Consider the following 22,006-nt stretch of genomic DNA (forward strand, 5'->3'; position numbering starts at 1 on the left):
GTGCCCCTTTATTATTGTGATTGCACAGGTGGTCGGTAGATGTGTCAGGTGACGCTGTTGCGGACTTTGAATTGCGGCTGGTCCCAGGTGTGGTTGTCGAGGATGTCGCCAAGGATTTCCACAGCGTCAAACACCTCGGTAAAGCTCGTGTACAACGGCGTAAAACCAAACCGCATGATGCGCGGCTCACGGTAATCACCGATCACCCCACGGGCGATCAAGGCCTGGATCACCGCGTAGCCTTCGGGGTGTTCAAAGCTCACATGGCTGCCACGTCTGGCGTGCTCACGTGGGGTGATCAACTTCAAGTCATGGGCACCGCAACGGGCTTCGACCAACGCGATAAACAGGTCGGTCAACGCCAGGGACTTGCTGCGCAAACTCGCCATATCGGTCTGGGCAAAAATCTCCAGACCGCACTCCACCATGGCCAGCGAAGTGATCGGTTGAGTGCCGCACAGGTAACGGGCGATACCGGCACTCGGTGCATACGTCGACTCCATGGCGAACTGCCGGGTATGCCCGAACCAGCCCGACAACGGCTGACGCACCACATCTACCAACGCCGGGCTCACCCACACAAACGCCTGGGAACCCGGGCCGCCGTTGAGGTACTTGTAGGTACAGCCGATCGCATAATCGGCGCCGGCCTGATGCAGGTCGATGGGCACAGCGCCTGCCGAATGCGCCAGGTCCCAGAGGCTCAGCGCGCCACACTCATGGCTCAAGGCGGTCAGCGCCTGCATGTCGTACATGTAGCCGGTCTTGTAATTGACGTGGGTGAGCATCACCACCGCCACGTCCTGATCGACCGCCTGGGGCAGTTCGTCCGGGCTGTTCACCAGGCGCAGGGAATAGCCCTGTTGCAGCAGTTCAGCCAAGCCTTCTGCGATGTACAAGTCGGTGGGGAAGTTGCTCGCCTCGCTGACGATCACCTTGCGATGCGGCTGGCGTTGACGCTGCACGGTCAATGCGGCGCTCAGCACCTTGAACAGGTTGATCGAGGTGGTATCGGTGATCACCACTTCGTTGTCACGCGCGCCAATCAACGGCGCCAGGCGATTGCCCAGGCGCTGGGACAAATCCGCCCAGCCGGCGCTGTTCCAGCTGCGGATCAGCCCGTTGCCCCACTCTTCGGCAATCACCGCCTGCGCCCGCGCCAACGCCGCCACCGGGCGGGCGCCGAGCGAGTTGCCGTCGAGGTAGATCACGCCCTCCGGCAAGGCGAACTGGCTGCGCAACGGTGCCAGCGGGTCCTGGGCGTCGAGGGCTTGGCAATGGCTTCGAGGGGTCATGGGCGGTCCTGGTTTTTATAAGTAAGAATGGACCAAATAATGAACGAAGTTTTAGAGAATTTTCGTGCAAAGTGAGTAGCAACAGGCTAATTAAGCTGTAGGAAATTCGAATTTAACCCCCAAACACGCGGATTTATTCTAACCATGATTCTCGACGCCACCGACCTGCGCCTCCTGCATTTCCTGCAACAGGATGGCCGCATCAGCAACCAGGAACTGGCGGAAAAAGTCGCACTGTCGCCGTCCGCCTGCCTGCGCCGTTTGCGCTTGCTGGAGAGCGAGGGAATCATCAGCGGCTACCGCGCAGTGCTGAATGCGGAGCAATTGGGGATCGAGCTGGAGGCCATCGTCCACCTGTCGTTACGCCAGGATGTGGAGGATTGGCATGAGACGTTCATCAAGAAAGTGCAGGGCTGGCCGGAAGTGGCCAGCGCCTACGTGATCACCGGCGCCAGCAACTATGTGCTGCGGGTGCAGGCCCGCAACCTCAAGCATTTTTCGGACTTTATCGTGAACCACCTGAACCGCACGGCGGGGGTGATGGATATACGCTCGGAGATTGTGCTGCAGAAGATCAAGGATCGGGATGAGGTGTTGGACCTGGTCATCCGCAAATAGCGGCAACACCACCGCACTCTGTGGGAGCTGGCTTGCCTGCGATGACGGTGGTGAATGCACCATTGCTATCGCAGGCAAGCCAGCTCCCACATTTTTAACCGCGTTTAGTCCTCAAGGGCGCGCACGCGCTGCATGCGCTTTTGCTCTACCGGCGCATCCGCCACTTGCAACTCAAAGTCGAAATCAATCTGCGCAAACCGCCCTTCCACGCCAAACTCTCGCGCCAACTGCGGATCTTCACTGAAGCGAATCTCGGCGATCAACTCATCCCGCGTCGCATAGGCAAAATCATCATGCAGGTACGGGTCATCCGACAGGTTGATCTGCGTGGTCAGGTGTCGATGCCCCGGCGCCGAAATGAAGAAGTGAATATGCGCCGGCCGCTGCCCGTGGCGCCCCAGTTGATCGAGCAGTTGCTGGGTCGGCCCGGTCGGCGGGCAGCCGTAGCCCGACGGCACGATACTGCGAAACCGGTAGTTGCCCTGAGCATCGGTCTCGATGCGCCGGCGCAGGTTGAACTCGGACTGCGTGGGATCGAACCACGAATAGGTGCCACCGGTATTGGCCTGCCACACGTCCACAATCGCCCCCGCCAGCGGCTTGCCCTCGGTGTCGCGTACTTGCCCGCGCATGAACAGCGGCACCGCGTCGTCCTTGCCATCATCCAGTCGCGCCTCATACTTCGACAGCGGCGCACCGGCCACATACAACGGGCCTTCGATGGTGCGCGGTGTGCCGCCGGATTTGCCGGCTTCCTCGTCGGCGGCGTCCATCAACAGGTCGAGGTAATGCTCCAGGCCCAGCCCGGCGGCGAGCAAGCCAGCTTCCTGGTTCTTGCCCAAGTCGTTCAGATAGTTGACCGCCTTCCAGAACTCTTCCGGGGTCACTTCCAGGTCTTCGATGATGTTCACGGTGTCGCGCAGGATCCGGTAGATCAGCGCCTTGGTACGCGGGTTACCGCCGTCATTGAGGTTGCCGCTGGCTTCTTCGAGAAACTGTTGGGCATGGGCAGTCTGGGACAGTCGGATGGACATGGTGCATTCCTCATCTTGTAGTTATTAGGGTGAAAACCGGCTTAGCGGTCATCCTCATGGATCGACGACGGGTGACGGCACAGGGCATTCACTTCGATGGCCATGTAGGGAAAGAGCGGCAGTTGCATCAACACATCGTGCAGGTCCTGCACGCTGTCGACATCGAACACGCTGTAGTTCGCGTAATGCCCGGCGATGCGCCACAGGTGGCGCCATTTGCCTTGCTGTTGCAGGCGCTGCGCCAAGGCTTTTTCTTCGGCCTTGAGCGCAGCGGCGCGCTCGGGATTCATATCGAGGGGCAGGTTCACGGTCATTTTTACGTGGAACAACATGGCAGGCGCCTCTTAGTGTTTGTCACGACGGAAGAACGCCAGGCGCTCTTCATCGATGGCCAGGCCCAGGCCCGGTGCGGTGGAAACATGCAGCTGGAAATCGCGGTACACCGGCGGTTCGGTGAGGATGTCTTCGGTGAGCAACAACGGGCCGAACAACTCGGTGCCCCATGCCAGTTTGTTCAGCGTGAGAAAGGCATGGGCCGAGGCCAGGGTGCCGATGCCGCCTTCGAGCATGGTGCCGCCGTACAGGCCGATGCCCGCCGCTTCGGCAATGGCGGCCGTACGCAGTACGGCGCGCGGGCCGCCGTTCTTGGCGATCTTCAACGCAAACACCGAGGCCGCACCTTCGCGGGCCAGGTTGAAGGCATCCTCGACACATTCGATGGACTCATCCGCCATGATCGGCGCCGGGCTCGACAGGTTGAGCCGCACCATGCCGCCACGGTTGTTGCGGGAGATGGGTTGTTCGATCAGGTCGATGCCGTTGTCGCCGAGCACCTTGCAGGCACGCAGTGCCACCGCCTCATCCCAGGCCTGGTTGACGTCGACGCGCACACTGGCGCGGTCGCCCAGGGCTTTTTTGATCGCGATCACATGGGCCAGGTCGTGGCTGACTTCACCGGCGCCGATCTTCAATTTGAAAATGCGGTGGCGGCGCAGGTCGAGCATCTTTTCCGCTTCGGCAATGTCCTTTTCCGTGTTGCCGCTGGCCAGGGTCCAGGCCACTGGCAAGGCATCGCGCACACGGCCGCCGAGCAGTTCGCTGACCGGCAGGTTCAAGCGTTTGCCCAGTGCATCGAGCAAGGCGCTTTCGATCCCGGACTTGGCAAAGGTGTTGCCGCGAATGCTGCGTTCCAGGCGCAACATGGCCGCGTTGATATTGCTCGCGTCCTGGCCGATCAGCAGCGGCGCGAAGTGGCGGTCGATGTTGACCTTGATGCTATCAGGGCTTTCATTGCCGTAGCTCAGGCCGCCAATGGTGGTGGCTTCACCGATGCCTTCGATACCGTCGGCGCAACGCAGGCGGATGATCACCAAGGTCTGGTTTTGCATCGTGTGCATCGCCAGCTTGTGCGGGCGAATGGTGGGGAGGTCGACGATGATCGTGTCGATCGACTCGATGGCGCAAATCGGCATGGCTATACCCGTTGGGTTCTTTTTAGGTTTGAGCCGATTCTGTGCCGTATTTTTAAAGGCTTCCAATATAGAATGGGTCTGAAGCAATACCCTCAAGGTATGAAAGGAGTGGTTATGGAATTGCGTCATCTGCGCTATTTCCAGGTGCTGGGGGAAACCCTCAACTTCACCCGCGCCGCCGAACGTTTGCACATCGCCCAGCCGCCGTTGAGCCGGCAGATCCAGCAATTGGAAGATGAGTTGGGGGTGATCCTGCTGGAGCGTGGCCGACCGTTGCGGCTGACCGAAGCCGGGCGGTTCTTCTATGAGCATGCCAACGTGCTGCTGGAACAACTGAGCAAGGTCTGCGACAACACCCGGCGCATCGGCCAAGGCGAGAAGACTTGGCTGGGCATCGGCTTTGCGCCCTCGACCCTGTATGGCGTGCTGCCGGAACTGATCCGCCGGCTGCGCACCCATGAGGCGCTGGAGCTGGAGTTGGGGCTGGCGGAAATGACCACCTTGCAGCAGGTCGAAGCGCTCAAGGCCGGGCGCATCGACGTGGGGTTCGGGCGGATTCGCATCGACGACCCGGCCATCGTCCAGCGCGTTTTGGTGGAGGATCGGCTGGTTGCCGTGCTGCCTGCCGGCCACCCGTTGCTCGATGCGCCCGCCACCCTCGCCCAACTGGCCGCCGAGCCCTTTGTGCTCTACCCCGGCAACCCGCGCCCCAGCTACGCCGACCATGTGATCGCGCTGTTCGACGCCCATGGCCTGAGCCTTAAGGTGGCGCAGTGGACCAACGAATTGCAGACCGCCATTGGCCTGGTCGGCGCCGGCATGGGCGTGACGCTGGTGCCCGCCTCGGTGCAAGTGCTGCACCGTGCGGACATCGGCTACACGCCGGTGGTGGAGGCCACGGCAACCTCGCCGATCATCCTCAGCCGACGGGTGAATGACCAGTCGCCGGGGCTCAGTCATTGCCTGCAACTGGTGGAAGAGTTGATCTAGCTACGCAGGCGCCGCGCATCATTGCGCTGCAGGGTCTGGCTGGGAGACTCATCGAACAGCTTGCGATACTCCGCCGAAAATCGCCCAAGGTGGGTAAAGCCCCAGCCCAGGGCAATCTCGGAGATGGTGCAGGTAGAGCCCTGTTCAAGGATGGCCTGGCGCACTGCAGAGAGCCGATGCTTTTTCAAATAGGCCATCGGTGACAGCGCAAAGTATTTGCGAAAGGCATCGAACAACTTGAACCGCGATACGCCGGCCGCGGCCTCCAGGTCTTCCAGATGCACGGCGTCCCGAGCATTGTCGTGGATGTACTGGCGCGCACGGATCAGGTAATGCGGCAGTTTCACACCGAGGACATCGCGCAGCTCTTCGGAGTAATTGTTCGGCTGGGCCAGGATCAGGCCCTTGATCAGCGAGCTTTCCAGGTCACGGGAAAACGCCGGTTGCTCATACAATTCACTGCCGTGTTCCAACTCCGCGATGAAGTAGCGTGCCATGCGCCACCACGCCGCCGAAGCGCCGTCCACCGCGTCCATCACCGACTCAAAGCGCAGCGGCGCCTCAATCGGCCGTTGCAGCAAACCTTCCAGCGACTCACTCATCGCCGCCCGCGTGATCACCACCTGCAACTTGCGACAGTCGCCGGAAATCGCCAGCACCTGATGCTCGTTGGGCGAGATGATCACGCCCTGGTCGCGGTTGGAGCTCAGGCGCTCACCGTTCTTGCTCAACTCCTGCTCGCCCACCAACGGCAGGCTCAGGCTGTAGCTGCTGAAGTGCTCCGCGTCTTCGATGTCGATGGTCACGTCGGTGCCGTATTCGATCACGCCCAAGGTGGTGGCGCGAGACTTGAACATGTTGGCACTGTGGTGGAAACGCAGGCGCTCGGGCGTGGCGGTGGCCAGGCGATGGGGCCCGCAGATGCCGGACATCCAGCTGCGTGCGCCTTCCAGGTCGAAGCGTTGAATCGTTTGGCTGCTCATCAGGGTGCACCCACGGCGGTTAGGCTGTTGCGCGCTCTGGCGGCGCGTCGTTGTTGTTCGACAGCAAATAATGCGCCACGCCGGCGCAATGGCCAGCGGGTGGATAGCAATGGTCGACTAAGTGGATAAGCCGCCGACTTTTGCGGCCATTGCCTTGCCAGACAGTAGCGCATCCCGTCACCGCTGCGCACCGGGTTGGGTATTTGCTGCCCAATTATCCGGCGCAGGTTCCCCCACTAAGCGGATAGCCCGCGCCCTGCCCCGCTGCCTCTAATAAACCACCGATTAGCCCTATCAAAAGGTGCCTCCCATGAGTGGTGCAAGAAGCGTCGAGCAGTGGAAAACATTTATCGAAGGTTGTCTGGATTTTCGCCCGGCGGATGCAGTGTTCCGCATCGCCCGTGACATGTTCACCGAGCCGGAACTGTTCGATCTGGAGATGGAACTGATCTTCGAAAAGAACTGGATCTACGCCTGCCACGAAAGCGAACTGGCCAATAACCACGACTTCGTGACGATGCGCGCCGGGCGCCAGCCAATGATCATCACCCGCGACGGCGAAGGCCACCTCAACGCGCTGATCAACGCCTGCCAGCATCGCGGCACAACCTTGACGCGGGTCGGCAAGGGCAACCAGTCCACCTTCACCTGCCCGTTCCATGCCTGGTGCTACAAGAGCGATGGCCGGCTGGTGAAGGTCAAGGCGCCGGGGGAATACCCGGAGGGTTTCGACAAGGCGACGCGCGGGCTGAAAAAAGCCCGCATCGAGAGCTACAAAGGCTTCGTGTTCATCAGCCTGGATGTGGCAGGCACCGACAGCCTGGAAGACTTCCTGGGCGACGCCAAAGTGTTCTTCGACATGATGGTCGCCCAGTCCGCTACCGGTGAGTTGGAGGTATTGCCGGGCAAATCCGCCTACACCTACGACGGCAACTGGAAGCTGCAAAACGAGAACGGCCTGGACGGTTATCACGTCAGCACCGTGCACTACAACTACGTGGCCACGGTGCAGCATCGCCAGCAAGTGAACACCGAGAACGGCACCGGCGCAGGCAGCACCCTCGATTACAGCAAGCTCGGCGCGGGTGACGCCAACACCGATGACGGCTGGTTCGCCTTCAACAATGGTCACAGTGTGTTGTTCAGCGACATGCCCAACCCCAGCGTGCGCTCCGGCTACGCCACGATCATGCCGCGCCTGGTGGAAGAACACGGCCAGCCAAAGGCCGAGTGGATGATGCACCGCCTGCGCAACCTGAATATCTACCCCAGCCTGTTCTTCCTCGACCAGATCAGCTCGCAGCTGCGCATTATCCGTCCGGTGGCGTGGAACAAAACCGAGATCATCAGCCAGTGCCTGGGGGTGAAGGGTGAATCCGACGCGGATCGCGAAAACCGTATTCGTCAGTTCGAGGACTTTTTCAACGTGTCGGGCATGGGCACACCGGATGACCTGGTGGAATTTCGCGAAGCCCAACGCGGCTTCCAGGGCCGCCTGGAACGCTGGAGCGACATATCACGGGGCAGCCACCGCTGGGAAACCGGCCCCACGCCCAACAGCGAAGCCATCGGCATCCAACCGGCCATGACCGGCACCGAATTCACCCATGAAGGCCTCTACGTGAACCAGCATCGCAACTGGCAGCAGTTCCTGCTCAAGGGCCTGGACAGACAAGCACTGACATTGCGGGAGGTGAAGTGATGAATGCGCAACTGCAGTACCAGATCGAGCAGTTCTTCTACCGCAAATCCGAGCTGTGCGACGCCCAGGACTGGGACGCCTATGTGCAGCTGTTCGACCCGCAGAGCGAGTTCCACCTGCCGCAGTGGGACTCGGAACACGTCTACACCCGTGATCCCAAGCGCGAGATGTCGTTGATCTACTACGCCAACCGCTCGGGCCTGGAAGACCGTGTGTTCCGTTTGCGCACCGGCAAAGCCGCGTCGGCGACACCGATGCCGCGCACCTTGCACCTGATCAATAACGTGCGCGTGGCGGAGCAGGCGGAGGGAACGCTGGAGGTGCGGCTGAACTGGCACACGTTGTTTTACCGACTGGCTACGTCAGAGCAGTTCTACGGACATGCGACCTACAGCCTCAAGCCGAATGGCGACAGTTGGTTGATCACCCGCAAGCATGCGTTGCTGCTCAACGACACCATCAACTCGGTGCTGGATTTCTATCACCTCTAACCCAGCACATCACACCTTGTGGCGAGGGAGCTTGCTCCCGCTGGGCTGCGTAGCGGCCCCAAAATCTTGTGAGCGCTGCGCACTCCAGCGGGAGCAAGCTCCCTCGCCACAAGTTATGCGCCAGCAATACATGCGTGGAGTTTCGCGAATGAATCACAAAGTAGCCTTCAGTTTTGCCGACGGCAAAACCCTGTTTTTCCCGGTGGGCTCCCATGAAATCCTGCTGGATGCAGCGCTGCGCAACGGCATCAAGATCCCACTGGATTGCCGTGAGGGTGTCTGCGGCACCTGCCAGGGCCGTTGCGAGTCCGGCGATTACAGCCAGGACTATGTCGACGAAGAGGCGCTGTCCAGCCTCGACCTGCAACAGCGCAAGATGCTCAGTTGCCAGACGCGGGTGAAGTCCGACGCGACGTTCTATTTCGACTTTGATTCGAGCCTGTGCAACGCGCCGGGGCCGGTTCGGGTCAAGGGCAGCGTGAGCGCGGTGGAGCAGGTGTCGGCCAGCACGGCGATCCTGCAGGTGCAGTTGGATCAGGCGCTGGACTTTCTGCCGGGCCAATATGCCCGCCTAGCGGTGCCTGGCACGGACAGTTGGCGGTCCTATTCTTTCGCCAACCTGCCGGGCAATCACCTGCAATTTTTAGTGCGCCTGTTGCCCGATGGGGTGATGAGCAACTACCTGCGCGAGCGTTGCCAAGTGGGCGATGAGCTGTTGATGGAAGCGCCCCTTGGCGCCTTCTACCTGCGCCACGTCACCCAGCCATTGGTACTGGTGGCGGGTGGCACGGGGTTATCGGCCTTGCTGGGCATGCTCGATGAACTGGCCGCCAAGGGTTGTGACCAACCGGTGCACCTGTATTACGGCGTGCGCGGTGCCGAAGACTTGTGCGAAGCGGCGCGTATCCAGGGTTATGCTGCAAAAATTCCGAAGTTCCGCTACACCGAAGTCCTCAGCGCACCTTCAGAGGATTGGCCCGGCAAGCGCGGCTACCTCACTGAGCATTTTGACCTGGCCGAATTGCGGGACAGTTCGGCGGATATGTACCTGTGCGGCCCCCCTCCAATGGTCGAATCCATCCAGCAATGGCTGGCGGATCAGGCACTTGATGGCGTTCAGCTGTATTACGAAAAGTTTACGCAGAGTAATATCTGACCCTCAGTACTTCTGAGGGGCTGATGCGGCGTGCACTCACCCTCAAGAAAAACAAGTAGAAGGGAATGTTAATGGCGGATGACATGGTTAACCCGGTAGGGCCTCAAGCGTGGCTTGAAGAACCGGCACATTCAGCTGATCGCCTTGGGAGGGGCGATCGGCACGGGGTTGTTCCTCGGCTCGGCCGGGGTGCTCAAGTCGGCGGGGCCGTCGATGATCCTGGGCTACGCGATTGCCGGTTTCATCGCGTTCCTGATCATGCGCCAGCTCGGCGAAATGATCGTTGAAGAGCCGGTGGCCGGTTCCTTCAGCCACTTCGCGCACAAATACTGGGGCGGCTACGCGGGCTTCCTGGCGGGTTGGAACTACTGGGTACTCTACGTGCTGGTGGGCATGGCCGAACTGACGGCGGTGGGCAAGTACATCCAGTTCTGGTGGCCGGAGATCCCGACCTGGGTCAGTGCACTGGTGTTCTTTGTCGCGGTGAACCTGATCAACACCCTGAACGTGAAGTTCTTCGGTGAGGCCGAGTTCTGGTTCGCGATCATCAAGGTGGTGGCGATTGTCGGCATGATCGTGCTCGGCTGCTACCTGCTGTTCAGCGGCACCGGCGGCCCACAAGCCTCGGTCAGCAACCTGTGGAGCCACGGCGGGTTCTTCCCGAATGGCGGCATGGGGCTGTTGATGTCCATGGCGTTCATCATGTTCTCGTTCGGTGGCCTGGAGCTGGTGGGCATCACTGCCGCCGAAGCCAGCGAGCCGCGCAAGGTGATCCCGAAGGCGATCAACCAGGTGGTCTACCGGATCCTGATTTTCTACGTCGGCGCCCTGACCGTACTGCTGTCGCTGTACCCGTGGGACCAGTTGCTGCAAACCCTCGGCGCCTCGGGCGATGCCTACAGCGGTAGCCCGTTCGTGCAGATCTTCTCGCTGATCGGCAACGACACCGCCGCGCACATCCTCAACTTCGTGGTGCTGACCGCGGCGTTGTCGGTGTACAACAGCGGCGTGTACTGCAACAGCCGCATGCTGTTCGGCCTGGCCGAGCAAGGCGATGCACCGAAATCGCTGATGAAGCTGAACAAGCAAGGTGTGCCGATCCGCGCCCTGGCGATTTCGGCGCTGGTGACGATGCTGTGCGTGGTGGTCAACTACGTGGCACCGCAGAGCGCGCTGGAACTGCTGTTCGCGCTGGTGGTTGCCTCACTGATGATCAACTGGGCGCTGATCAGCATCACCCACATCAAGTTCCGCAAAGCCATGAGCGAACAAGGCCTGACGCCATCGTTCAAGACCTTCTGGTTCCCGTTCAGCAACTACCTGTGCCTGGCGTTCATGGTGATGATCATCAGCGTGATGCTGGCGATTCCGGGCATCAGCGAGTCGGTGTATGCGATGCCGGTGTGGGTGGGGATTATCTACATTGCCTACCGGTTGCGGGTCAGAAAGGCCAAGATGGCAGTCGCCTGATTACTGACTGACAGCCAATAAAAAGCCCCGGAATTCCGGGGCTTTTTGTTTAGAGCGTTGAGCGTACTCGCCACAGCTCTGGGAACAGCACGGTATCTAGCATCTTGCGCAAATACCCCACCCCTTCCGTGCCACCGGTTCCCGGCTGAAAGCCGATAATCCGCTCGACCGTGGTCACATGGCGGAAGCGCCACTGACGGAACGAGTCCTCCAGGTCGATAAACTTTTCGGCCAACTGATACAAATCCCAATACCGGCTCGGATCGCGATACACCTCGCGCCACGCCGCCTCCACCGATTCATCGTGAACCGTCGCCGCCGTCGGGTCGCGCTCGGCGCGTTTCGGATCAATCGCCAGACCCGCCTTGACCATCAGGTTGATCGCCTCGTCATACAGCGACGGCGTGGCAATCGCCACTTTCAACTCGTTCAACAGCTCTGGCCGATGGGCGTGGGGCCGCAACAGCGCCGCGCTTTTATTGCCGAGGATAAATTCGATCTCACGGTACTGGAACGACTGAAACCCCGACGACTGCCCCAGGAACGGGCGGATCGACTTGTACTCCGACGGCGTCATCGTCGCCAGCACCGCCCAGGCGTGCACCAGTTGGTCGAAGATCCTCGACACCCGCGCCAGCATCTTGAACGCCGGCGGCAGCTCGCCCAGGCGCACGTGTTCGCGGGCGGCCTTGAGTTCGTGGAGCATCAGTTTCATCCACAGCTCGGAGGTCTGGTGCTGGATGATGAAGAGCATTTCGTTGTGGTCCGGCGACAGCGGATGCTGGGCGCTGAGGACTTTGCCCAGGTCCAGGTAATCGCCGTAGCTCATGGACTCGGAAAAATTCAGTTCGGCGTTATGCCATTCTTCAGGCGGCTGGTAGTCAGCAGAGAAAGGACATTGGCTCATCGCGTGGGCTCCTTGAGCGGGCGCAAGATTGCGCGGACCGGGCTGGCATCGAGGTTGGCAAACCGCAGCGGCAGTGCGATCAATTCATAGTCGCCCTCCGGTACGTCATCGAGCACGATGCCTTCGAGAATCGCCATGCCATGACGGGCCACGGCGTTGTGGGAATCCATGGTCTTGGACTGCTGCGGGTCCAGGGATGGCGTATCGATGCCGATCAAGCGCACACCCAGGCTGGCTAGCAGCTCGATGGTTTGCGGAGCGATGGCGGTGAAATTCGAATCCCATTCAGTCAGCGGCGCTTGTGGATAAGTGCGCAGCAGCACGCGCTCGGGCAAGTTATCCACACGGCCTTCCAACTGATGCGGCTGCACCAGCGCACCGCTGTCCAGACAATGCAGCACCCGGCATGGCCCCAGGTACACATCCAACGACACCTCGCCAATCGGCGCGCCGTCCGCGCTGTAATGCAGCGGCGCATCCACGTGGGCGCCGGTATGTGGGGATAGCGTGATACGCCCGACATTCACCGGACACTCCGGGCCAAACTGCCACACGCGCTCTTCCTGGAACGGCGTATCCCCCGGCCAGGTCGGGGTCGCCGTACTCAAGGGCGGGCTGATATCCCACCACGTTTTTATTGGGTTCATTTCAGGGCTCTCGGCGGTTACTGGGGTGAATGATACGAGGGCGTGCTGCGAATTTTCTTGCGAATTCTGGCGTGAAGCGGGAAATCTTTCGCACTTACTGCGAGGAAATAGCGGATTGGTGATGGGTTATATCAAATAAACACCGCTGCGCTTCTGGGCATCCCGATGTCGAGTTCAGACCACTGACCCAACGCCCAAGGCCTTAGGGTGGATCTTTCCATTCCCTGCCCTGGAGACATCATGTCCAAGCCCATCACCGTACTGCGCGACACCCATCCCCTGCCGGTCCTGGACGCCTGCAAATGGGAAAAACTCGAAGGCGACCCGCACACCGTCAACCTCAACGCCTACACCAGCGAAGACGGCAGCAAGATCATGGGCACGTGGATCTGCACCCCTGGCAAATGGTACGTGGACTACGTGAAGTGGGAATACTGCCACTTCCAGGAAGGCTACTGCATCATCACCCCGGAAGGCCTGGAGCCGATTCACTTGCGGGCTGGGGATATCTTTGTGGTGGAGCCGGGGATGAAGGGGACGTGGGAAGTGGTGGAGACGGTGCGTAAGTATTTTGTGTTTGCGTGAGCCGCAAAAACCCGGGAGCCCACTATTAGCAGGCTCCCGGAAAACGCCCCTATTTGGGCTTGCGATAGCTGTTGATAATCGCCGAGAAGTCTTTACCCCCTTCCCCACGCTGGCTCATCGATTGATACAACTGCTGGGCCACAGCGCCCAGAATCACGGGTTGCTTGGCCTGACGCGCCGCTTCGGTGGCCAAGCCCAAATCCTTGAGCATCAGGTCAGCACCAAACCCACCGGTGTAACCCCGCGACGACGGCGCGGTTTCGATCACGCCCGGCCATGGGTTGTAGGTGTCGGAACTCCAGCAACGCCCGGTCGAGCTGTTGATGATCCCCGCCAGCACTTGCGTGTCGATACCCAGCGCATCGCCCAACGCCATGGCTTCGCTGACACCGACCATGCTGATCCCCAACAACAGGTTGTTGCAGATCTTGGCGATTTGCCCAGTGCCGACCTCACCGCAATGCACGATGTTGCGGCCCATCTGCGCCAGCACCGGCTGCAGGGTGGCGAACAGTTCGGGGGTGGCGCCGACCATGAAGGTCAGCGTCCCGGCTGCGGCGCCGCCCGTGCCCCCGGAGACGGGGGCGTCGGCCACGGTCACACCTTGCTTGGCCGCCGCAGCCGCCACATCGCGGATGGTCTGCGGGTCGATAGTGCTGCAATCCACCGCCGGTACGCCTTGGCCGATGCCGGCCAGTACGCCGTCTTCATTCAGCCACACGCTGCGCACATGCGCCGCCGCCGGCAACATGGTGATCACCAGTTCAGCGCCCGTGGCCGCATCACGCGGTGAATCGCTGATGGTGCCACCCAGCTCGGCCAGCTCCTTGAGCACCGTCTGGTTCAGGTCGAACAGGTTCAGCGCATGGCCGGCCTTGATCAGGTTGCGGGCCATGGGTGCGCCCATGTTGCCCAAGCCGATAAATGCAATCTTCATGGTCGTCTCCCGGGATCAGCGCAGGTTGATGGTGGTGTTGACGCCATCGTTGACCGTGTCGTCATCGAACCAGCGGCTGGTGACGGTTTTGGTCTGGGTGTAGAACTGCACCACTTGCTTGCCGTACGGGCCGAGGTCGCCGAGCTTGGAGCCACGGGAACCGGTGAAGCTGAAGAACGGCACCGGCACCGGGATCGGGATGTTGATGCCGACCTGGCCCACGTCGATTTCGCTCTGGAACTTGCGCGCCGCCGCGCCGCTCTGGGTGAACAGGCCGGTGCCGTTGCCGAACGGGTTGGCGTTGACCAGGGCGATGGCCTCGTCGAGGGTCGCCACTTCCAGCACCACCAGCACCGGGCCGAAGATTTCCTGGGTGTAGATCTGCATATCGGTGGTCACGCCCGAGAACAGGGTCGGGCCGACAAAGTTGCCTTGCTCGAAGCCCGGCACCTTGATGTCGCGGCCGTCCAGTTCCAGCTTGGCGCCTTCTTTTACGCCGCTTTCAATCAGTTCCAGGATGCGTGCCTTGGCACGCTTGGAGATCACCGGGCCGACATCGGTGCCCGCTTCACTGCCGGCGTTGACCTTGAGTTTTTGCGCCAGCGCTTTCAGGTCCGGCAACCATTGCTTGGACGCGCCCACCAGCACCACCACCGAAGTGGCCATGCAACGCTGACCCGCCGCGCCAAAACCGGCGCCGACCAGGGCATTGAGGGTGTGTTCGCGGTTGGCATCCGGCAGCACCACGGCGTGGTTCTTGGCGCCCATCATCGACTGCACACGCTTGCCGTGTTTGCCGGCCAGGTCATACACGTGAGTACCCACGGCGGTCGAGCCGACAAAGGACACGGCCTTGATATCTTTATGGGTGCACAGCGCATCCACCACATCCTTGCCGCCGTGTACCACGTTGAGCACACCAGCCGGCACGCCAGCTTCCAGCGCCAGCTCCACCAGCAGCATCGTCGACAACGGGTCCTGCTCGGACGGCTTGAGCACGAAGGTGTTACCGCAAGCAATCGCCATCGGGAACATCCACAGCGGAATCATCGCCGGGAAGTTGAACGGCGTAATGCCGGCGCACACGCCAATGGGTTGGCGCAGGGTGTAGGTATCGACGCCACCGGCAACGTTTTCAGCGAACTCGCCCATTTGCAGGCTACCGATGGAGCAGGCGTGTTCCACCACTTCCAGGCCACGGAAAATATCGCCCTCGGCATCGGCAATGGTCTTGCCCTGCTCGTTGCTGAGCACCACGGCGATGCGCTTGGAATGTTCGCGGATCAAGGCTTGCAGCTTGAGCATGATGCGCATGCGTGCGCCGATCGGCGTCAGCTTCCAGGTCTGGAAGGCACGATGGGCAGCGTCGATGGCAGCGTTGACTTCATCGGCGGTGGCGAACGGGACTTTGGCCAGCACCTCTTGGGTGGCCGGGTTGACGATGTCTTGCCACTCGGTGGTCTTGGACTCGACCCACTCGCCGTTGATCAGCAACTTGACCTGTTGCACGGAAATATCGGCAGATGCGTTCATGTGGTCTCCAATCTTATATTTATGCAGAGACAAGGCGCGTAACCGCCTTGGGAAATGAGGCGTTCGGACTGTTTTTGGAGTATAGATGTGCAAATCTCTAATAAGAACGCACATAAAAGCCGGACCAATATGCAAAAAAACATCACGTCGCTGGGCTCCCTGAACTGGGATGACCTGAAGTTTTTCCTCGAAGTGGCCCGTACCCGCAAGGCCAGCGTGGCCGCCAAGCGCCTGGCGGTGGACTACACCACGGTGTCGCGGCGCATCAGTTCATTGGAAGTGTCACTCGGTACGTTGCTGTTCGAAAAATCCCGGACCAACGGCTTCGTCCTCACCACCGAAGGCCAGCGTTTGCTGGGCTACGCCGAGTCCATCGAAAGCACCCTGCACATGGCCTGCGAGCAAGTCTCCGGTTCCGGCGTGGCGCTGTCGGGCCATGTACGCATGGGCTGCACCGAAGGGTTCGGCAGCTTTTTCGTCACCCCGCAATTGAGCCACTTCGTCGACACCTACCCCGCAATCTCGGTGGACATCCTGCCCCTGCCCCACTTCATCAGCCTGTCCAAGCGCGAAGCCGACATCGTCATCGCCCTGGAACGCCCGGAACATGGGCCCTATGTGTGCTGCAAATTGTGCGACTACAAACTGCAGCTGTACGCGACCCAGGAATACCTCGACCAACACCCGCCAATCCGCAAACCGGCGGATTTGGCCGAGCATCCGTTTATCAGCTATGTGGATGACTTGGCGTTCAGCTCGGAGTTGCTGTACCTGGCCAACGTGGTGCCCGGCGCCAGCGCCAGTTTGCGTAGCACGAGCGTGATTGCGCAGTACGTGGCGGCGCAGCAGGGGCGGTCGATGGCGATATTGCCGTGTTTTTTGGCGGCGCAGGATCCACGGTTGTTGCCGGTGTTGGGGGAGCAGATTTCCATCACTCGCCAGTTCTGGATGTATTGCCGGGAGGATCTGAGGAAGTTGAAGCGGATTACGTTGTTGTGGGACTACATCAGGGAAGTGACGGAGCAGAATCAGGGGTTGTTGATGGGGGAGACCAGGGAGATCAGGTTCGCGGATTAAAGGGCCATCAACGATGATTCGCTTTAATTTGCAGGACGTTTCCTAGAGAATCTCCGGCCTATTGTGCCTTAGGGTTCGAGTCATTAGCCTCCGTACTTCGCTGACATCAGCGAACGGGTTTAGCGACCCGAACCCGGACACAGCCTCCAACGGCAAGCGCTTCATGCTCGTCGTTGTCGTGTTATGGCGGCTGTGCGTGGGAGACCTTCGGGTCTGCCGGGTCCTGGGTCCGGTTCGCTAACCTGCGTACAGCTGCCACCCTTTCATGTTTAGCGACATGAGTGGGTGGCTCCCTAAACTCCCAGGTATAGATCATGACTAAAATCGTCCCCGACCCACCGCTTTCTTCCATCACCACCCTCGGCGTCGTCACCTTCGGCGATTACGGCGAAAACGAAAAACCCCTGTTCCGCGTCAACGCCGGCATGCCCATTGAGGAAGCGTTAGAGCATGCCTCCACCTTGCTTTTCTACTCCAAGAAACTCGCGATGGAAGCCGCCATGGATGTACGCGGCGAGCAATACGCGTGGGCCGCGCATTACCTGTGTGAGATGGGCAAAGCCGTGGTCGATGACCTGACGCAAGCGATGACGCCAAGCCGTTAAGCGATGACCGCTCGAATGCGGGAGGAGCCCTGCTCCTTCCCACATTTAAACGGCGGTGGTCCCGGCTATTTGCGGATACCGAGCCCGAACTTCGCGCAGGAACTCACCCGCACGGGTCTTGAGCCATTCAATCAGCCGCGCAATATCCGGCTCTGACTGCCGCCCATTTCGACAAATGATGTAGTAGGCCGCTGGGGACATCATCACGGGGCTTTTCAACGCAACCAATGCACCGTTTTCCAATTGGTCATACACCAACGCAGTCCTGCCCAGCGCAATCCCTGTGCCCTTTACCGCCAGACTGATCGCCAGGCTCGAATCCGGAAATCGCGGCCCATGGTGATAAGGCGGCGTCGGAAGGCCCTGAAACGCAAACCAGCTTTCCCACCCCGGACATACCTGATCGTCCACCCGATGAATCAGCGGGTATTGGGCCACATCCCCCGGCGCGATATCCCCCTTCAACCGTAGAAATTCCGGCGAGCAAACGGGAAACACCGCGTCACGCATCAGCAGTTCAACATGGTGATCCGGGTAATCGCCATACCCCATCACCACCGCGACATCGTATTGATGCGCTTCCAGACTGGTGCTGCTGATGTCGGCGCTGGTCAACACCAGATCAAGGTTGAACGAAGCCTCAGTGTGAGAGCCGTGCATCCTGGGGATCAGCCATGTCGAGCAGAGCGAGGACGTGCATGAGAGGTACAGCGGTCGGGACTTTGCGGGGTTGAGTGAATGCAAGACCCCATCCAGCGCCTTGAAAAATCCGTCGGTGATCGGCAACAAAGCCTGCCCTGCGGACGTCAGCTTAACGCCGCGCGAATGCCGCTCAAACAACTGCACGCCCCACCACTCCTCCAGGCCTGCAATTTGATGGCTGATGGCACTGGCGGTGAGGTTAAGCTGCGACGCCGCACGCGCAAAGCTACCGGTTTGCGCAGCGCTGACGAACGCTTGAAGCATCGGAGTGGGAGGCGGACGCTGGGCCATCAGGTGCTCACTTTGATCAAGATGATCCCGCAAACAATGACGAATGCCGACAGCATCCGTCGCCAACCGAACCGTTCGTGAAAGAACAGCGCGGCAATAATGGCGCCGATAATAACACTGGTTTCCCGCAGCGCTGAGACCTTGGCCACCGCGTCCAGCGACAACGCAAACAACACCAATCCGTAAGACGCCAGGTAAAAAACACCGCCCAACAGGCCGACTCGCCAATGCCCACGTATCGCACGCATCAAGGCCAAACGCTCCCTGGAAAACGCCAGCACCGGGATCGGAATGCTCTGGAATACCGTCAGGTAGATGATGTATTGCAACACCGTTTCACTGGCTCTCACGCCTTTGGCGTCCACCACCGTGTAAGCCGCGATAAACGCCCCGGCACACACCGCCATCAGGATCGGCTTGAGCATCTGCGCCGTCATCCTGCGCACAAAGGTCAGGCTGATAATGCCTACACAAATCAACACCACACCCGCCAGCGCCTCGCGTGACAACTGCTCATGCAACAGAAAGTAGGAAAACAACGCGACCAGTACCGGCGGTATCCCACGCATCACCGGGTACACCTGCCCGAAATCTCCCGTTTCATAGGCTTTGATCAGAAATAACCGATAGACCGTATTGAGTCCCACGGAGACGAGGATGTAGCCCCACACCTCCAGGCTCGGCACGCTGACAAACGGCAACGCCAACAGGCATATCACCAGCGCGGTGCCATCCACCATCGCCAAGGTCATGAAGCGACTGCTGCCGGCGCGGACGACAGCGTTCCAAGTGGCGTGCATGAAGGCTGAGATCAAGACCAGCGTGATCGCGATATCGGAGTTGTCCATGGGGCTCGGCTTGTGGCTGTTATCGGAGGATTTGAATGATGAGCTTTGGGGCGACTCAGAGCGGCCATTTAACTAAGCCGACTTCGTGCGAAAAAGCGAAACCTCGTCAGCCTAGCCATCAACATTCGTCATGGCAGAGCATTCCTAAGGAGTCATTACTTAGCGAACGCTGTTTCAGGCACACCGCAGAAACAACTGTGGGAGCTGGATTGCCAGCCCCCACAATTGATTGGGTTTCAAGTTGAGATGGGGGTAGTGACTCAGTCCGCAATCACCACAATCGATACCCGCCGATTCTCCGTGCGCCCCGCCACCGTGGTGTTCGGCGCCACCGGCTCGCTGCTGCCCAGTCCGCGCAGCTGGATGTTCTCTTCCTTCATGCCCACACCGGTCAACACCGCCGCCACGCTTTTTGCGCGGCGCAGGGACAGTTGCTGGTTGTAGGTTTCCTTGCCGGAAGCATCGGTGTGGCCGTCAACGCGCACGCGTTCGATGCCGACGCCCAGCAGGGCCTTGCCGATGCGTTGGACGATGTCGGTGCTGGGTTGGTTGAGGGTTTCGACGTCGCTGCCGAACAGCACTTTGCCGGACAGGCCGAATGCCCAGCCCTCGTCGGTCAGCTCAAAGCCTTGTTGCTTGAGGACGGCCACTTGCGCCGGGGTCAGCCCTTTGGGGGGCGGCGTCTGGCAGCCGCCGAGGGCGAGCAGTGCTACCAGCAAGGTGATAAACATGAAACGCGCGGTCGTGAACAAGGGATCAACTCCTGTGTTGAACGTTGACGACGGGGTTATCCGACTCCGCCGTTTGCTGGCCGCCCGAGGACAAACGCTTGGCCTGGTACATCGCCGCGTCGGCGGCATTGAGCAAGGTGCCAGGGGTGGCGCCATGATCGGGGTAAATGGCAATGCCGATACTGAGGGAGGTCAACACCTGGGTGTTGCCGGGCACGGGAATGGGCCGGTCCATGCTGGCGATGATCTTGTCGGCGATGCGCTCGGCGTCTTCCGCCTTGTGCAATGGCGCCAGCAGGATGGCGAACTCATCGCCGCCCAGGCGTGCCACCAGGTCATCTTCACGCAATTGCGCACGCACACGCTCGGCCACGGCGACGAGGACGGCGTCGCCGGCAGCGTGGCCAAAGCTGTCGTTGATCTCTTTGAAGCGGTCGCTGTCGAGGTACAGCACCGCCACCTGTTCCTTGGCCTTGGCCGCACTGCGCAGGGCGCGGATCAAACGGCCTTCGAAGAACGCACGATTGGGCAAGCCAGTGAGGCTGTCGTGGTTGGCCTGGTGGGCGAGGGATTCGTTCTCGCTTTGCAGGTGGCTCTGCCAGGCTTCCATTTCGCCGAGCAAGGCGTTGAAGTCACTGCCGAGGCTGTCGAGTTCGGCGATTTGCGCCGGTGGCACGCGGCGGTCGAAATCGCGCTCGCTACGGGCGGCATGGGCCACGGCGGCGAGGCTTTGCAATGGGCCGGTGATGCCACGCAACAGGCGCCGCGCCAGGTGCAGGGCAACCCATGCGCTGAGGGCGGTACAGATGAGGATCCCGGCCAGGCCGCTGAGCAGGAAGCGCAGCAGGCTACCGCCGTGGCCGGTGAGATGAATGCTGCCGATGGCTTTGCCTTGATGCAGGATCGGCTGGCTGATGGGTTGTTCGAGCAGGGTGTGCGCCAGCTCCAACTCGACCCGCGAGAGCATGCCGGTTTCCGGGCGTATCCACTTCGCCAACAGCTTGCCATTGGCATCGAAGACTTCGGCCTCGGCCACTTCTTCGGTGGAGGCAATCAGGCTGAGGGCTTCAGTGGCCGCCGCGCTGTCGTTGAACACCACCGCCGCTTCCACGGTGTAGTTGATGGAGCGTGCGATCAGGTGCAGGTTGTGCTCGGCATAGACCCGCAGCGCCAGTACGCCAAGCAGGGTCAGGGAAACACTTGCCAGCGTCACCGCCACCAGCGCCAGGATCATGTGCCCGCGACCAATGACGGAACGCAGGGTCGGCCGCGCTTTGACGGCTGTCATGACGCAGGCGCTCGGCGGCGGGACAACTGCAGCACGCTCGGGTGAATGCGCACGCCGCTGCGGGCGACGGAGTCGAGGTTGACCTCGAACGACACCTGCTCATCGCTCACCCGCAGGCAGAACAGACTGCCCACGGTGCATTGGTCGCCGCCTTCGCTGATGCTCAGCACCGGATGGCCGATCAACGAGGTGAACAACTGGCTGCGCTCATCGGCGCTGAGCTTGCCGATGTACACCGCGTCGCACGCATTGACGATATCGGGATGGCTGGCCAGCAGGCGCTGTACCACCACTGGGCGGCCGGTGGCTTGGGTGGTGCCTTTGATCAGGTCGTCGGTGTATTGGGTCGGCCCAACGATGCACAGGCGCAATTGCGCAGGTTCGACCGGCCAGCGCGCATAACTGAGGATACCCAGCACCACTTGGGTGACGGCCTGCGCACGCTGGGCGGCAACGCCCGCAGGGTCGGGCGCCTGGGCGAAAGCGTGTGGCGCGAACACGCACAGGAACGCCACCAGCAGCATGCGTCTCCAGCTCAAACTGCGCTCTGTGGGCGAGACAGCCACGTTCATGCAGCGATTCTCTCAGGTGTTTTTTAGATGATGCCGCAACGATAGCACAGCGGCGGAAAACCCCGCGAAGTG

23 protein-coding genes are annotated in these 22,006 nt (G+C 60.6%); 9 read left to right on the forward strand and 14 right to left on the reverse strand.

All coding sequences use genetic code 11. The features are described 5' to 3' along the window. Nucleotides 1–44: 44 nt before the first annotated feature. On the reverse strand, nucleotides 45–1,295 hold the full coding sequence (gene kynU / locus AYR47_RS01825) for a kynureninase (protein ID WP_061434052.1): 1,251 nt from the start codon (nucleotides 1,293–1,295) through the stop codon (nucleotides 45–47). Between the two features lie 144 nt (nucleotides 1,296–1,439). Between kynU and AYR47_RS01830 the strand changes: the two genes are divergently transcribed. Continuing rightward, nucleotides 1,440–1,913 carry an Lrp/AsnC family transcriptional regulator gene (locus AYR47_RS01830; RefSeq protein ID WP_016974903.1) on the forward strand — a complete coding sequence of 158 codons (474 nt, stop codon included), beginning with the start codon at nucleotides 1,440–1,442 and terminating at the stop codon, nucleotides 1,911–1,913. 104 nt (nucleotides 1,914–2,017) lie between these two features. On the opposite strand, the gene catA is transcribed toward AYR47_RS01830, so the two are convergent. Genes catA through AYR47_RS01845 form a run of 3 tightly spaced genes read right to left on the reverse strand, consistent with a single transcriptional unit; the run spans nucleotide 2,018 to nucleotide 4,419 of the window. Beyond that, nucleotides 2,018–2,947, reverse strand: a complete 930-nt coding sequence (gene catA / locus AYR47_RS01835; RefSeq protein ID WP_033896173.1) for a catechol 1,2-dioxygenase — start codon at nucleotides 2,945–2,947, stop codon at nucleotides 2,018–2,020. Nucleotides 2,948–2,988: 41 nt separating this feature from the next. After that, on the reverse strand, nucleotides 2,989–3,279 hold the full coding sequence (catC, locus tag AYR47_RS01840) for a muconolactone Delta-isomerase (RefSeq protein WP_033896172.1): 291 nt from the start codon (nucleotides 3,277–3,279) through the stop codon (nucleotides 2,989–2,991). Nucleotides 3,280–3,291: 12 nt separating this feature from the next. Further along, the gene (locus AYR47_RS01845; protein WP_061434054.1) at nucleotides 3,292–4,419 is read right to left on the reverse strand and encodes a muconate cycloisomerase family protein; all 1,128 of its coding nucleotides are present in this window, start codon (nucleotides 4,417–4,419) and stop codon (nucleotides 3,292–3,294) included. A gap of 114 nt (nucleotides 4,420–4,533) precedes the next feature. Between AYR47_RS01845 and AYR47_RS01850 the strand changes: the two genes are divergently transcribed. Beyond that, nucleotides 4,534–5,409 (forward strand): LysR family transcriptional regulator, encoded by an 876-nt coding sequence (locus tag AYR47_RS01850; RefSeq protein WP_033896170.1) that lies wholly within the window; start codon nucleotides 4,534–4,536, stop codon nucleotides 5,407–5,409. On the opposite strand, the gene AYR47_RS01855 is transcribed toward AYR47_RS01850, so the two are convergent. Then, a complete protein-coding gene (locus tag AYR47_RS01855; RefSeq protein WP_061434056.1) occupies nucleotides 5,406–6,392 on the reverse strand; it encodes an AraC family transcriptional regulator in 987 nt (328 codons plus the stop codon). The genes AYR47_RS01850 and AYR47_RS01855 overlap by 4 nt on opposite strands. A gap of 310 nt (nucleotides 6,393–6,702) precedes the next feature. On the opposite strand from AYR47_RS01855, the gene antA reads away from it, so the two are divergent. The 4 genes from antA (at nucleotide 6,703) to AYR47_RS01875 (ending at nucleotide 11,211) form a co-directional block, all read left to right on the forward strand. Continuing rightward, nucleotides 6,703–8,094 carry an anthranilate 1,2-dioxygenase large subunit gene (gene antA / locus AYR47_RS01860; protein WP_033896168.1) on the forward strand — a complete coding sequence of 464 codons (1,392 nt, stop codon included), beginning with the start codon at nucleotides 6,703–6,705 and terminating at the stop codon, nucleotides 8,092–8,094. Beyond that, complete coding sequence (gene antB, locus AYR47_RS01865; protein WP_033896167.1) at nucleotides 8,094–8,585, forward strand: anthranilate 1,2-dioxygenase small subunit; 492 nt, start codon at nucleotides 8,094–8,096, stop codon at nucleotides 8,583–8,585. The genes antA and antB overlap by 1 nt, the downstream gene beginning before the upstream one ends. A 148-nt stretch (nucleotides 8,586–8,733) precedes the next feature. Further along, a complete protein-coding gene (gene antC / locus AYR47_RS01870; RefSeq protein ID WP_033896166.1) occupies nucleotides 8,734–9,741 on the forward strand; it encodes an anthranilate 1,2-dioxygenase electron transfer component AntC in 1,008 nt (335 codons plus the stop codon). A gap of 114 nt (nucleotides 9,742–9,855) precedes the next feature. Further along, a complete protein-coding gene (locus AYR47_RS01875) occupies nucleotides 9,856–11,211 on the forward strand; it encodes an amino acid permease (protein ID WP_167351248.1) in 1,356 nt (451 codons plus the stop codon). A 49-nt stretch (nucleotides 11,212–11,260) separates the two neighbouring features. On the opposite strand, the gene kynA is transcribed toward AYR47_RS01875, so the two are convergent. Together kynA and kynB are read right to left on the reverse strand one after the other, a co-directional pair. Further along, nucleotides 11,261–12,118, reverse strand: coding sequence for a tryptophan 2,3-dioxygenase (gene kynA / locus AYR47_RS01880; RefSeq protein ID WP_016974893.1), 858 nt, complete (start codon nucleotides 12,116–12,118; stop codon nucleotides 11,261–11,263). Then, a complete protein-coding gene (gene kynB, locus AYR47_RS01885; RefSeq protein ID WP_033896163.1) occupies nucleotides 12,115–12,765 on the reverse strand; it encodes an arylformamidase in 651 nt (216 codons plus the stop codon). The genes kynA and kynB overlap by 4 nt, the downstream gene beginning before the upstream one ends. A 240-nt stretch (nucleotides 12,766–13,005) precedes the next feature. Here kynB and AYR47_RS01890 point away from each other — a divergent pair, with 240 nt between their 5' ends. Next, nucleotides 13,006–13,350, forward strand: a complete 345-nt coding sequence (locus tag AYR47_RS01890; protein WP_010206533.1) for a cupin domain-containing protein — start codon at nucleotides 13,006–13,008, stop codon at nucleotides 13,348–13,350. A gap of 49 nt (nucleotides 13,351–13,399) precedes the next feature. On the opposite strand, the gene mmsB is transcribed toward AYR47_RS01890, so the two are convergent. Together mmsB and AYR47_RS01900 are read right to left on the reverse strand one after the other, a co-directional pair. Next, nucleotides 13,400–14,287: a 3-hydroxyisobutyrate dehydrogenase gene (mmsB, locus tag AYR47_RS01895; RefSeq protein WP_038847136.1), complete on the reverse strand. Its 888-nt coding sequence runs from the start codon at nucleotides 14,285–14,287 to the stop codon at nucleotides 13,400–13,402. Nucleotides 14,288–14,302: 15 nt separating this feature from the next. Then, nucleotides 14,303–15,820, reverse strand: a complete 1,518-nt coding sequence (locus AYR47_RS01900) for a CoA-acylating methylmalonate-semialdehyde dehydrogenase (RefSeq protein ID WP_061434058.1) — start codon at nucleotides 15,818–15,820, stop codon at nucleotides 14,303–14,305. A gap of 129 nt (nucleotides 15,821–15,949) precedes the next feature. On the opposite strand from AYR47_RS01900, the gene AYR47_RS01905 reads away from it, so the two are divergent. Both AYR47_RS01905 and AYR47_RS01910 read left to right on the forward strand, forming a co-directional pair. After that, nucleotides 15,950–16,897 (forward strand): LysR family transcriptional regulator, encoded by a 948-nt coding sequence (locus tag AYR47_RS01905; protein ID WP_028617937.1) that lies wholly within the window; start codon nucleotides 15,950–15,952, stop codon nucleotides 16,895–16,897. A 314-nt stretch (nucleotides 16,898–17,211) separates the two neighbouring features. After that, nucleotides 17,212–17,502, forward strand: coding sequence for a DUF3077 domain-containing protein (locus AYR47_RS01910; RefSeq protein ID WP_033900338.1), 291 nt, complete (start codon nucleotides 17,212–17,214; stop codon nucleotides 17,500–17,502). Between the two features lie 45 nt (nucleotides 17,503–17,547). On the opposite strand, the gene AYR47_RS01915 is transcribed toward AYR47_RS01910, so the two are convergent. From AYR47_RS01915 to AYR47_RS01935, 5 genes are all read right to left on the reverse strand, one after another. Then, the gene (locus AYR47_RS01915) at nucleotides 17,548–18,495 is read right to left on the reverse strand and encodes a LysR substrate-binding domain-containing protein (RefSeq protein WP_061434060.1); all 948 of its coding nucleotides are present in this window, start codon (nucleotides 18,493–18,495) and stop codon (nucleotides 17,548–17,550) included. Further along, nucleotides 18,495–19,343 (reverse strand): EamA family transporter, encoded by an 849-nt coding sequence (locus AYR47_RS01920; protein WP_061434062.1) that lies wholly within the window; start codon nucleotides 19,341–19,343, stop codon nucleotides 18,495–18,497. Before AYR47_RS01920 ends, AYR47_RS01915 begins: the two co-directional genes overlap by 1 nt. Nucleotides 19,344–19,603: 260 nt before the next feature. Beyond that, complete coding sequence (locus AYR47_RS01925) at nucleotides 19,604–20,095, reverse strand: OmpA family protein (RefSeq protein ID WP_033900332.1); 492 nt, start codon at nucleotides 20,093–20,095, stop codon at nucleotides 19,604–19,606. A gap of 4 nt (nucleotides 20,096–20,099) precedes the next feature. After that, nucleotides 20,100–21,362 carry a diguanylate cyclase domain-containing protein gene (locus AYR47_RS01930; RefSeq protein WP_033900330.1) on the reverse strand — a complete coding sequence of 421 codons (1,263 nt, stop codon included), beginning with the start codon at nucleotides 21,360–21,362 and terminating at the stop codon, nucleotides 20,100–20,102. Then, on the reverse strand, nucleotides 21,359–21,934 hold the full coding sequence (locus AYR47_RS01935; protein ID WP_033900328.1) for a YfiR family protein: 576 nt from the start codon (nucleotides 21,932–21,934) through the stop codon (nucleotides 21,359–21,361). The genes AYR47_RS01930 and AYR47_RS01935 overlap by 4 nt, the downstream gene beginning before the upstream one ends. Between the last annotated feature and the right edge of the window lie 72 nt (nucleotides 21,935–22,006).

Origin of the sequence: Pseudomonas azotoformans (assembly GCF_001579805.1) — a bacterium.
GTDB lineage: Bacteria > Pseudomonadota > Gammaproteobacteria > Pseudomonadales > Pseudomonadaceae > Aquipseudomonas > Aquipseudomonas azotoformans_A.